This is a genomic window from Pseudacidovorax intermedius, assembly GCF_003350475.1.
GTDB lineage: Bacteria > Pseudomonadota > Gammaproteobacteria > Burkholderiales > Burkholderiaceae_C > Xenophilus > Xenophilus intermedius.
The window spans coordinates 399103-410792 of record NZ_QQAV01000001.1; the positions used below are offsets into that span (position 1 = coordinate 399103).

13 protein-coding genes are annotated in these 11690 nt (G+C 71.8%); 9 read left to right on the forward strand and 4 right to left on the reverse strand.

Translation table 11 applies throughout. The features are described from left to right. Positions 1-29: 29 nt before the first annotated feature. On the forward strand, positions 30-356 hold the full coding sequence (locus DFR41_RS01665; protein WP_017762171.1) for a PsiF family protein: 327 nt from the start codon (positions 30-32) through the stop codon (positions 354-356). 91 nt (positions 357-447) lie between these two features. On the opposite strand, the gene DFR41_RS01670 is transcribed toward DFR41_RS01665, so the two are convergent. Both DFR41_RS01670 and rpe read right to left on the reverse strand, forming a co-directional pair. Continuing rightward, positions 448-900: a DUF2214 family protein gene (locus DFR41_RS01670; RefSeq protein WP_017762172.1), complete on the reverse strand. Its 453-nt coding sequence runs from the start codon at positions 898-900 to the stop codon at positions 448-450. 25 nt (positions 901-925) lie between these two features. Then, positions 926-1621: a ribulose-phosphate 3-epimerase gene (rpe, locus tag DFR41_RS01675; RefSeq protein WP_114801456.1), complete on the reverse strand. Its 696-nt coding sequence runs from the start codon at positions 1619-1621 to the stop codon at positions 926-928. Between the two features lie 78 nt (positions 1622-1699). Between rpe and apaG the strand changes: the two genes are divergently transcribed. From apaG to thiL, 4 genes are all read left to right on the forward strand, one after another. Next, positions 1700-2095, forward strand: a complete 396-nt coding sequence (gene apaG, locus DFR41_RS01680) for a Co2+/Mg2+ efflux protein ApaG (protein ID WP_017762174.1) — start codon at positions 1700-1702, stop codon at positions 2093-2095. Positions 2096-2238: 143 nt separating this feature from the next. Then, positions 2239-3504, forward strand: coding sequence for a cation:proton antiporter (locus DFR41_RS01685; protein ID WP_043116250.1), 1266 nt, complete (start codon positions 2239-2241; stop codon positions 3502-3504). Positions 3505-3628: 124 nt separating this feature from the next. After that, a complete protein-coding gene (locus DFR41_RS01690; protein ID WP_043116248.1) occupies positions 3629-4753 on the forward strand; it encodes a YbdK family carboxylate-amine ligase in 1125 nt (374 codons plus the stop codon). Between the two features lie 5 nt (positions 4754-4758). Next, entirely contained in the window at positions 4759-5727 is a 969-nt protein-coding gene (gene thiL / locus DFR41_RS01695; RefSeq protein WP_114801457.1) for a thiamine-phosphate kinase, read from the forward strand. A gap of 25 nt (positions 5728-5752) precedes the next feature. On the opposite strand, the gene DFR41_RS01700 is transcribed toward thiL, so the two are convergent. Continuing rightward, the gene (locus tag DFR41_RS01700; protein WP_114801458.1) at positions 5753-6652 is read right to left on the reverse strand and encodes a LysR family transcriptional regulator; all 900 of its coding nucleotides are present in this window, start codon (positions 6650-6652) and stop codon (positions 5753-5755) included. A gap of 93 nt (positions 6653-6745) precedes the next feature. Between DFR41_RS01700 and DFR41_RS01705 the strand changes: the two genes are divergently transcribed. The 4 genes from DFR41_RS01705 to DFR41_RS01720 are packed head-to-tail and all read left to right on the forward strand — an operon-like array spanning position 6746 to position 10648. Then, entirely contained in the window at positions 6746-7741 is a 996-nt protein-coding gene (locus DFR41_RS01705) for a tripartite tricarboxylate transporter substrate binding protein (protein ID WP_114801459.1), read from the forward strand. A 13-nt stretch (positions 7742-7754) separates the two neighbouring features. Further along, the gene (locus tag DFR41_RS01710; protein WP_017760799.1) at positions 7755-9440 is read left to right on the forward strand and encodes an FAD-dependent oxidoreductase; all 1686 of its coding nucleotides are present in this window, start codon (positions 7755-7757) and stop codon (positions 9438-9440) included. 55 nt (positions 9441-9495) lie between these two features. Then, the gene (locus tag DFR41_RS01715; RefSeq protein ID WP_081682035.1) at positions 9496-10083 is read left to right on the forward strand and encodes a phosphatidylglycerophosphatase A family protein; all 588 of its coding nucleotides are present in this window, start codon (positions 9496-9498) and stop codon (positions 10081-10083) included. A gap of 40 nt (positions 10084-10123) precedes the next feature. Continuing rightward, entirely contained in the window at positions 10124-10648 is a 525-nt protein-coding gene (locus tag DFR41_RS01720) for a CinA family protein (RefSeq protein ID WP_114801460.1), read from the forward strand. A gap of 12 nt (positions 10649-10660) precedes the next feature. On the opposite strand, the gene DFR41_RS01725 is transcribed toward DFR41_RS01720, so the two are convergent. After that, on the reverse strand, positions 10661-11632 hold the full coding sequence (locus DFR41_RS01725) for a succinylglutamate desuccinylase/aspartoacylase family protein (RefSeq protein WP_114801461.1): 972 nt from the start codon (positions 11630-11632) through the stop codon (positions 10661-10663). Positions 11633-11690 lie beyond the last annotated feature (58 nt).

The window sequence follows — 11690 nt, forward strand, 5'->3', positions numbered from 1 at the left end:
CGCCGCTTGAGCCGAAGGACAACCACCCCATGAAAAAGCTCGCTTCCCTGATCGCCCTGGGCGCCGCCCTGTCGTTCAACGTCTTCGCCCAGACCCCCGCCCCGGCGGCAGCGGCCGCCGAGAAGGCGCCGACCGCGCAGCAAAGCAAGATGAAGACCTGCAACGCCGACGCCGGCGACAAGAAGGGCGACGAGCGCAAGGCCTTCATGAAGCAGTGCCTGTCGGCCAAGCCGGCCAAGGCCGCCACGCAGCAGGACAAGATGAAGAGCTGCAACGCCGACCCCAAGGCCAAGACCCTCAAGGGCGACGAGCGCAAGGCCTTCATGAAGGAATGCCTGAGCGCCAAGGCCGCCTGAGATACACCCGCGCACCAAAGACGAAGCCCGGCCGAAGCCGGGCTTTTTGCTGGGCGCATTGCGGCCGGGCAGCGCTGCCCGCTCGCTCAGATCACTTGCCGAAGCCGCGCGCCAGGAAGACGGCGAACAGCGGGATCAGCGCGATGAGGTGCGCCTGCACCATCACCAGCCGGCGCGTGCGCCGCACCTCCTCGGCGCCCGGCAGGGCCCCGCCCCGGCGCTGGGCGCGCAGCCAGCGGCGGAAGGTCAGCGTGGGGAAGATCGAGATCAGCCCCACGATCACGAACAGCGTCACCTTCACATGCAGCAGCGGGTTGGTCCAGTACCAGGCGCTGCCCTTGACGCCCAGGAAGGTGCGCACCAGGCCCGTGGCCAACACCGCCAGGGCGGCAATGCCGTAGATCAGGTCGACCTTGGCCAGTCGCTCGACCGCCTTGGCGTTGAGCCATTCGATGCGGCACAGCGCCGCCTCGCTGGAGATGAACACCACCATCGTGAGGATGGCGAGCAGGTGCAGGTAGGCCAGGATGGCTTCGAGCGTCACGACGGGCTCCGGAGATGAAAGGCGGTCAGCCGGCCAGGTTGGCGCGCATGGTGTCGATCACCGTACGGTAGCCGGGCGCGTTGAAGATCGCGCTGCCGGCCACGAAGGTGTCGGCGCCGGCGGCGGCCACGCGGGCGATGTTGTCGGCCTTGATGCCACCGTCCACCTCCAGACGGATGTCGCGGCCGCTGGCGTCGATGCGCTTGCGCACCAGCTCGATCTTGCGCAGCGCCGAGTCGATGAAGCTCTGGCCGCCGAAGCCGGGGTTGACGCTCATGATCAGCACCAGGTCGATCTCGTCCAGCGTCCAGTCCAGCACCTCCAGCGAGGCCGCCGGGTTGAACACCAGCCCCGGCTTGCAGCCGGCCGCGCGGATGGCCTGGATGCTGCGGTGCACATGCGGCGAGGCGTCGGGGTGGAAGCTGATGTAGTCGGCACCCGCCTTGGCGAAGGCGGCGGCCAGCGCGTCGACCGGCTGGATCATCAGGTGCACGTCGATGGGCACCGGCTGGCCGTCGGGCGTTTTGGCGTGCGGCTTGAGCGCCTCGCACACCATCGGGCCGAAGGTGAGGTTGGGCACGTAGTGGTTGTCCATCACATCGAAATGGATCCAGTCGGCGCCGGCGGCGATCACGTCGCTCACTTCGGCGCCCAGCCGGGCGAAGTCGGCCGAGAGGATGGACGGGGCGATGCGGTGGGTCGTGGGGCGGCTCGTCGTCATGGGCGCGGATTCTCGCCGCAGGCCCGCCCTTGACCCGCGGACCCGGCCGGAAGACCCGCGTTGTTAACATTCCGCGCCATGCCCCAGCACCCGATGCGCGTCGAGGTCGAGCCTCGCTACCTGCCCGAGCAGTCCTCGCCGGAGACGGGGCTCTACGCCTTCGCCTACACGATCACCGTGACCAACGTGGCGCTGTTCCCGATCCAGCTGATCGCCCGCCACTGGGTGATCGAGGACATCTCCGGCCATGTGCAGGAGGTGCGCGGCCTGGGCGTGGTGGGACGCCAGCCGCTGCTGTCGCCGGGCCAGTCCTTCCGCTACACCAGCGGCTGCCAGCTCAAGGCGGCCAGCGGTACGATGCGCGGCAGCTATTTCGTGGTGAGCGAGGACGCCGAACGCTTCGACGTGCCCATCGCCGCCTTCGTGCTCGACGCCGGAACGGGTTCCGACCCCGGCCCGCGCATCCTGCACTGAGGATCGCCCGGCGCTGCGGCGCCGATGACCCCGGGACCCGACCGCGCGCTGGCGCCGCGGGCCCAGTCAGAAGGAACGGACGACCAGGACGCCGCTGCGCGGTGCCGATGCCGTCCGGCCCTTCGCAGACCTTTGCCAGCCCGATGAATCTTCTTCCTTCCGACCTGCTGGGCTTCCTGTCCAGCTGGATGCGACCGACAGCCGGCCTGCCCACCGTGTGGTGGGCCCTGCTGATCGCCGCAGCCGCCGCCGCAGGCCATCTCGTGCAACGCTACATGGGCCTGCCCAAGGTGGTGGGCTATTCGCTGGTGGGCACCGTGGTGGGCCTGGCCGGCTTCGAGGGCGCGGTGTGGCCGCTGCAGGGTACGGCCCTGTACCTGATGGAGCTGGGCGTGGCCATCGTGCTCTTCGAGGCCGGCGGACGCCTGCCGCTGGGCTGGTTCCGCCGCAACCCGATGGTGCTGGCGCAGAGCCTGGCCGAGTCGGGCCTGACCTTCGCCGCCGTCTGGTGGACGCTGCGCGCCTTCGACGTGCCGCCCTCGGTGATCGCCCCGCTGGCGCTGATCGCGGTGGCGGCCTCGCCGGCCGTGCTGTCGCGGGTGGTGATCGACATCCGCGCCTCCGGACCCGTCACCGAGCGGGCGCTGGCGCTGTCCACCCTCAACACGCTGTATGCGCTGACGCTGGCCTATGTCTTCGCGGGCCGGCTGGAGAACACGCCGCAGGGCTTCATGGAGAACTTCCATCCGATCCTGACGGTGCTGGGCCTGTCCTTCGTGGTGGGCGCCGTGATGGCGCTGGCGCTGCGCTCGGCGCTGCGGGTGATGAGCCCGACGAGCGAGAACACCTCGATCCTGCTGCTGGCAATCATCGGTGCTGGCGCGGCCGTGGCCAGCGCCTGGGGCGGCGCGGCACCGCTGGCGGCGCTGATCGGCGGCGTGCTGCTCAAGGGCCTGAACCCGCGGCCCTGGGTCTGGCCGCGTCAGCTGGGCACCGCGGCGTCGCTGGTGACCATGTTGATGTTCGTGCTGGTGTCCATCGTCGCGGCCCAGGCCGAATGGAACCTCACGGTCGCCACCGTGGTGCTGGCGCTGATCGGCGCCCGCGCCGTGGCCAAGATCGCTGGCGTGGCGCTGGCCAATCCGGGCAGCGGCACCAGCTGGCGCCAGGCGCTGTGGATCGGCTGCGCGATGGCGCCGCTGTCGTCCATTGCGCTGCTGATCGCGTCGGGCTTCGTCACCGCCTCGCCGCTGCTGGGCCACCTGATCACGCAGGTGGCGCTGCCGGCCATCCTGCTCATGGAGGTGCTGGGCGCGGTGCTGGCCACCATCGCCCTCTACGGCGCCAGGGAAAGCTCGCGACCCTGGGCCCCCGAGGCCTTCACCGCCCCCGAGGACACACAGCGATGAATGCCCGTCCGGCCCCATCGACGTCGAAGGAAAAGCCATGAGCCCGCTGGACAACCCCCCTTCGCCCTTCTCGCCCCCGACGGCCGAGCCGACGCGCGCCCAGCGCGAGGCCGATGCCCGCGTGGTGCCGCTGGAGCCCTTCCGCAGCTCCAAGGCGCTGTCGCTCGGCGTGGAGCTGGAGCTGCAGCTGGTCAACACCCACGACTACGACCTCGCGCCCTATGCCGAGGACATGCTGCGCGGCATGGCCCAGTTCGACCTGCGCGGCAGCGTGGTGCCCGAGATGACCTCGAGCATGATCGAGATCTCCACCGATGTCTGCCATTCGGCGGAAGAGGTGCTGCAGCAGCTGGGGCCGCTGCGCGACGCGCTGGTCAAGGTGGCCGGCAAGCTCAACATCGCGGTGCTGGGCGGCGGCACGCATGCCTTCCAGCAGTGGCACGAGCAGCGCATCTACGACAAGCCGCGCTTCCGCCAGCTGTCGGAGCTCTACGGCTACCTGTCGAAGCAGTTCACCATCTTCGGCCAGCATGTGCACGTGGGCTGTCCCGACGCCGATTCGGCGCTGCTGATGCTGCACCGCATGAGCCGCTACATCCCGCACTTCATCGCGCTGTCGGCCTCCAGCCCCTACGTGCAGGGGCAGGACACGCAGTTCGACTCGGCCCGGCTCAACTCCGTCTTCGCCTTCCCGCTGTCGGGCCGGGCGCCCTTCACGCTGTCGTGGAAGGAGTTCGAGGGCTACTTCGCGCGCATGACCCGCACCGGCGTGGTCAAGAGCATGAAGGACTTCTACTGGGACATCCGGCCCAAGCCCGAGTACGGCACCATCGAGATCCGCGTCTTCGACACGCCGCTCACGGTGGAGCGCGCCGCGTCGCTGGCCGGCTATGTGCAGACGCTGGCGGCGTACTTCCTGCAGGAGCAGCCCTTCGTGCCCAGCGAGGACGACTACCTGGTCTACACCTACAACCGCTTCCAGGCCTGCCGCTTCGGCCTGGACGCCGTGTACGTGGACCCGGCCACCGGCGAGCACATGCCCCTGCGCGAGCACATCCTTCGCACCATGACCATGCTGGAGCCGCATGCCGCCGTGCTCGACGCCACCCGCGCCTTCGGCCGGCTGCGCAGCTCGGTCGAGGCCAGCCAGAACGACGCCCGCTGGCTGCGCGAGCGCCAGGGCCGCGAACGGCTGCTGGCCGAGGTGGTGCGCCAGGCGGCCGAGCGCTTCCGCACGCCGGTGGGCTGATCGCCGTGGGTGAATTCGATCTGATCCGCCAGTTCTTCCAGCGCCCGGCCGTGCCCGGTGCCGCGGTGGCGCTGGGCGTGGGCGACGACTGCGCGCTGCTGGACCTCGCGCCGGGCATGCAGCTGGCCGTCTCCTCCGACATGCTGGTCGAGGGCCGGCACTTCCTCTCCACGGTCGATGCGGCGCTGCTCGGCCACAAGGCACTGGCCGTCAACCTGAGCGACCTGGCCGCCTGCGGCGCGCGACCGCTGGCCTTCACGCTGGCGCTGTCGCTGCCCTCGGTGGACGAGGCTTGGCTGGCCGGCCTCGCGCAGGGCCTGTTCGCGCTGGCTGATGCGCACGGCTGCCAATTGATGGGCGGCGACACCACGCGCGGACCGCTCAACCTGTGCATCACCGTCTTCGGCGAGGTGCCGCGCGGCGGCGCATTGCTGCGCAGTGGCGCGCGGGCGGGCGACGAGCTCTGGGTGAGTGGCACGCTGGGCGACGCACGGCTCGCCCTGGAAGTCTTCCGCGGCCGGCTCTCTGTGCCCGAGGCCGTTTTCGCCGCCGCCCGGGCCCGCATGGAGCAGCCCACGCCGCGCGTGGCACTCGGCCTGGCGCTGCGCGGCATCGCCACCAGTGCCATCGACATCAGCGACGGCCTGGCCGGCGACCTGGGCCATGTGCTGCGCGCCAGCGGCGTGGGCGCCACGCTCGACGCCGACGCCGTGGCCGGCACGCTGGCCGCCCGCGGCGCCGTGGCGCTGGATGCCGCCATGCAGCGCAGCCTGACGCTGGCCGGCGGCGACGACTACGAGCTGGCGTTCACGGCGCCCGCGGATCGCTCGGCCGACGTCGAAGCCGCGGCCCGCGCGGCCGGTGTGGTGGTGACGCGCATCGGCCGCATCGAAGCGGAGCCGGGGCTGCGCGTGGTGGATGCGCAAGGCCACCCGGTCGACCAGCGCTTCGCGTCCTTCGACCACTTCGGCTGAACGGCGCCGGGCGCCGGGCGTCGGCTCAACCCCACTGCGCCCGCAGCATCTCGATGAAGCTGCGGCTGGCCGCCGACAGCGAGCGCCCGCGCCGCGTCACCACCGAGATGTCGCGCGACACCCGCGGCGCCGAAAGCGGGATCACCGCCAGCTCGGCATCGCCCCGCGCCCGCGCGAAGGCTGAGGGCATCACCGACGGCCCGAGGCCGCTGGCCGTCATCCACAGCGCGGTGGACAGAAAGCTCACCTCGCCCGCCACCTCCAGCGCCACGCCGGCGCGGGCAGCCGTCACGTCCACCGTCTGGCGCACGCCGTAGCCGCCGCGCGAGGTGATCACCGGATGGCCGGCCAGGTCAGTCCAGCGGATGCTGCGGCGCCCGGCCAGCGGATGGTCGCGGCGGCAGACGAAGGCCAGGTGGTCGCGCAGCAGCGGTTCGGTCTCGATGTCGGCGCCGGGCCGCTCGGGTGTGCCCAGGCCGAAGTCCACATGCTCTCCCAGCACGCGCGCCACGAACTGGTCGGGCGCGCAGTCGTCCACCACCACCCGCACGCCGGGGTGCGACTCGCCGAAGCGCCGCACCACCTCCGGCAGCAGAAAGCCGGCCAGCGTGGGCGTGATGGCCACCGCCACCCGGCCGCGCTCCAGCGTGGCCAGGTCGCGGAAGCCGCCCGCCAGGGCATCGACGTCGCGCAGGATGCGCTCGGCCGTGGGCAGCATGTCGGTGGCGGCGGCGGTGGGCTGCAGCGAGCGCGTGGTGCGGTCGAAGAGGCGCGTGTCGAGGCCTTCCTCCAGCTGTCGCAGCAGCATGCTCACCGCCGACTGGGTGACGAACAGCCGCTGCGCGGCCGTGCCCAGCCGGCCCGACTGGTAGACGGCGACGAAGGCACGCAGCTGGCGGATGGTGGGCGTGAAGGAATGATTCATCAGGTGACCTGAAATTTTCATTCGAATTTCTCGATTTACGAATGAATGTTGACGCGCTTCAATGCGGCCTCGACAAAAACAGGAGACAGATCGATGACGACAGAACATGCCGCCGGCCTGACGCGGCGCGCGGGCCTGGCCGCGCTGGCGGCGCTGCTGGCCGCGCCGCTGGCCGCCCGCGCCCAGGGCAACTGGCCCGACAAGCCCATCCGCCTGGTCGTCACCTTCCCGCCCGGCGGCAGCGCCGATGCGGTGGTGCGCCTGCTCACGCCCCGCCTCAACGAGAAGCTGGGCCAGCAGGTGGTGGTGGACAACCGGCCGGGTGCTGGCGGCAACGTCGGCCTCACGCTGGTGGCCAAGGCACCGGGCGACGGCTACACGCTGGGCGTGGGCGCGGCGGGCGCGCTGTCGGCCAACTCCAGCCTGTATGCGCAGATGCCCTTCGACCCGCTCAAGGACCTCAAGCCCGTGGGCATGCTGGCGGCCATTCCCTTCGTGCTGGTGGGCCACCCGTCGGTGCCGGCGCGCAACCTGCGCGACTTGATCGCGCTGGCCCGCACCAAGCCGGGCGGCCTCTCCGTGGGCCATGGCGGCAACGGCACGGCGATGCACCTGGCCACCGCCCTGTTCGAGCAGATGGCCGAGGCCAAGGTGGTGGGCGTGCCCTACCGCGGCTCGGGCCCGGCGGCCATCGATGCCATCGCCGGCCAGGTGCCGCTGGCCATGGTCGACCTGCCGGCCGCACTGCAGCAGATCCGCGCCGGCAAGCTGGTCGCCTTCGGCGTGACCAGCCCGCAGCGCCTGCCCTCGCTGCCCGAGGTGCCCACGCTGGCCGAGGCCGGCCTGCCCGGCTACGACGCCACCGGCTGGTTCGGCGTGGTCGCGCCGGCTGCGATGCCGACGGCCATCGTCACGCAGCTCAACGAGGCCATCAACTTTGCGCTGCGCGATCCGCAGAACCAGGCCGCCATGCGCGCCCAGGGCGTGGAGCCGGCACCCGACACGCCGCAGGCCTTCGAGCGCTATATCCAGAGCGAGACGCGCAAGTGGGGCCAGGTGATCCGCACGGCGCAAATCAAGCTTGATTGACAGAACCCAGACCATGACTTCTTCCCGATCCTCCGCCCCCTTCGACGCCGACGTGCTCATCGTCGGCGGCGGCCCCGTCGGCCTGACGCTGGCGACCGATCTGGCACAGCGCGGCCATCGCGTGGCCGTGGCCGAACTGCGCCGCTATGGCGAGCCGCCCAGCGTCAAGTGCAACCATGTCTCGGCCCGCACCATGGAGCAGCTGCGCCGGCTGGGCGTGGCCGCGCGGCTGCGCGATGCCGGACTGCCGGCCGACTACCCGAACGACGTGGTGTTCCGCACCCGCGTGACCGGCACCGAACTCACGCGCATCCCCATCCCGGGCCGCAGCACGCGCTATACCGACACCGCCGGCCCCGACGGCTGGTGGCCCACGCCGGAGCCGCCGCACCGCATCAACCAGATCTACCTGGAACCCATCCTGCTCGACCATGCCGCGGCGCAGCCCGGCGTGCAGCTGTTCAACCGCACGCAGGTGGCCGAGTTCGTGCAGGACGAGGACGGCGTGACCGCCACGCTGCTCGACCTGGAAAGCGGCGCCACCCGACAGCTGCGCGCCCGCTACCTCGTGGGCTGCGACGGCGGCAGCTCCGGCGTGCGCAAGGCCATGGGCGCCAAGCTCGAAGGCACGCCGGTGATCCAGCGCGTGCAGTCCACCTTCATCCGCGCGCCGGGGCTCAAGGCTCTGCTGACGGACAAGGACGCCTGGTGCTGCTATGCCGTCAACCCCGAACGCTGCGGCACCGTCTTCGCCATCGACGGCCGGCAGGACTGGCTGGTGCACAACCACCTGCATCCGCACGAGGCCGACTTCGACGCGGTGGACCGGGACTGGTCGATCCGCGCCATCCTCGGCGTGGGCCCCGACTTCCACTACGAGGTCATCAGCCGCGAGGACTGGGTGGGCCGCCGCCTGGTGGCCGACCGGCTGCGCGCCGGCCGCGTGTTCATCGCCGGCGACGCGGCGCACCTGTGGGTGCCCTATGCCGGCTACGGCATGAACGCGGGCATTGCCGATGCGGTGAACCTGGCCTGGCTGCTGTCGGCCCGGCTGCACGGCTGGGGCGGCGAGGCCATCCTCGACGCCTACCAGGCCGAGCGTCAGCCGATCACCGAGCAGGTGTCGCACTTCGCCATGGACCATGCGCAGAAGATGATCCGCGCCCGCGGCGCCGTACCGCCCGACATCGAAGCCCAGGGCCCCGAAGCCGACGCGGAGCGCGAACGCGTGGGCCGCGAGGCCTACGACCTGAACGTGCAGCAGTTCTGCTGCGCGGGCCTGAACTTCGGCTACTTCTACGCCGGCTCTCCGCTGATCGTGGACGACGGCGCCCAGCCGCCCGCCTACTCGATGGGCGACTTCACGCCCTCGACGGTGCCCGGCTGCCGGGCGCCGCACTTCTGGCTGGCGGACGGCGGCTCGCTCTACGACCTGCTGGGCCAGGGCTACACCCTGCTGCGACTGGACCCGGCGGTGGACGTGGCGCCGCTGCAGGCCGCGGCCAAGGCGCTGGACATGCCGCTCACGGTGGTGGATCCGGTGGCCGCCGGCCCGCTGCCCGCGGCCTACGCCCATGCGCTGCTGCTGGTGCGCACCGACCAGCATGTGGCCTGGCGCGGCGATCGGCTGCCGGCCGATCCGGCGGCGCTGCTGGCGCAGCTGGCCGGCCGCAGCACGCAGACGGTCGCCGCAGGCTGAAAGGGCTGCCGCCCGGGCACCCGTGCGGGGTGTCCGGGTCTACCATCGGCGGCTCATGTCCGCTGCTCCGTCTTCTCCACCCGAGGCACACGCCTTCTCCGCTGCCCCTGCCGGGACATCGCCCTTGCCGCCCGTTCGGCCCACCTGGGCCTTCCTGCGTGCCCACCCGGCCCATGTCATCGCCCTCGGCTTCGGCGCCGGCCTGTCGCGCCTGGCGCCCGGCACGGTCGGCACGCTGTGGGGCTGGGCGGCCTTCGTGCTCCTGGCGCAGGTGCTGTCCCCCTTCGCCATGGGCGTGCTGGCGCTCGCCGCCTGGCCCCTGGGCTGGTGGGCCTGCACCGTCACCGCACGCAATCTTCGCGTGCCCGACCCCGGCGCCGTGGTCTGGGACGAGATCGCGGCCATCTGGCTGGTGCTGTGGCTGCTGCTGCCGGCCGGACTGCTGGCCCAGATCGTGGCCTTTGCGCTGTTCCGCCTGTTCGATGCCGCCAAGCCCGGCCCGGTGGGCTGGGCCGACCGGCTCATCCCGCACGACCCGACAGCGCCGCGCTGGGCCCTGTCGGGCCTGGGCATCCTGCTGGACGACCTGGTGGCCGCCTTCTGCACGCTGCTGGTGATCGCCCTGGCCCGCGCGCTGTGGTGAACCGGCCAGGCCCTTCGCACCCGATTCGAGGCACACGACCATGATCATCGCCCCCGTCCCGCCTGCCGCCGACGAGGCGCCCGATCTGCCCGTGCTGGTGCGCCAACTGGCCGAACTGCTGGGCGCCAGCGGCCGCATGCTGGCCACCGCCGAAAGCTGCACCGGCGGCCTGATCGCCGGGGCCTGCACCGACCTGGCCGGCTCCAGCACCTGGTTCGAGCGCGGCTTCGTCACCTATTCCAACGAGGCCAAGACGCAGATGCTGGGCGTGCCGGCCGATGTCATCGCCGCCCATGGCGCGGTGAGCGAGCCGGTGGCGCGGGCGATGGCCGAAGGCGCCGTCGCGCACTCCCTCGCTCAGGCGGCGGTGGCCGTCACCGGCGTGGCCGGCCCGGGCGGCGGCTCGGCCGAGAAGCCGGTGGGCACCGTGTGGTTCGGCTGGTCGCTGGACGGCCAGTGCTGGACGGAGCGGCGCCTGTTCACCGGCGACCGCGCCGCCGTGCGCGCCGCGACCGTGCGGCATGCGCTGCAGACGCTGGTGACGCGCCTGCGGCCGGCGGCCTGAGCGGCTGCTGGGTCAACCCAACACGCGCTCGCTGGGCGTGGCGAAGTAGAACCACTCGGTGCCCACCCGCGCGAGCGGGTTGGGGAACACGATGTGGCCGTCCCCCGCGGCCCGCACCTCGCTGCCGTCGTGGCGGCGGGCGATGAGCTCGCCCGCCTTCACGGCGTCGAAGGTGGCCCACTCGCGCACGAAGACATCGCCCTCGTGCAGCCGGTCGGTCACATCGCGCAGCCGCAGCAGGCGCGGCCGTGCCGGGGGATGCGCGGCCAGGCCCCCGGGCAGCGGCGCCATGCCCAGCAGCGCCAGCGTGCGGCGGATGGCCTGCCAGGCCACCTCGGGTGCCTGCGGGTCGCGGTGCTGGCCGCACTCCAGCGTCACGCCGTAGCCGCCGCAGTTGCGGATGTACTCGTTGGTGCCACGGCCGTAGTCGATCTCGTCCTCGGACGGCGCGACGCCGCCGGCACGGCGCGCGATCGCCGCGGCATAGATGTCCAGCCAGCCTTCCACGATGGTGGGCGTGCCGATGTGCAGCGCAAGGCGGCCTTCCTCCTCGGCGCGCGCGAAGGGCTCCAGCGGGTCGGGGTTGTCGCGCGGGCCGATCATGGCGAAGGCCTCGCCGGGGCTCTCGAAGGAATGCAGGTCCAGCAGCACCTCGTGCTGCGCGATCACCGGCGCCAGCACGTTGGTGAGCCGGTCCTCGTAGTCGCGGGGCTCGGCGCGCGGGCGGAAGGCGCGGTTGAGGTTGCGCTCGCCCTCGCGCCGCAGCAGACGCCGCGCCATCGGATTGGCCACCGGCACCAGCGTCAGCCGGCCGCGCGCCAGGCCCAGCGCGCCGCTGTCCAGTTCGGCCTTCAGGCGCTCGATGCCGACGGTGCCGCCCGTCTCGTCGCCATGCACGCCGCCCATCACCAGCAGCCGGGGGCCGGGTTCGATGGCGGCGTAGGTGTGGATGCGGAGCAGGTCGTCGGCGGGCGGGGTCGGCATCCGGCCGATTATGGAAGGGGCCCGTGAAGCGCCGGGCGAGGCGGGCGCAAGACCGCGC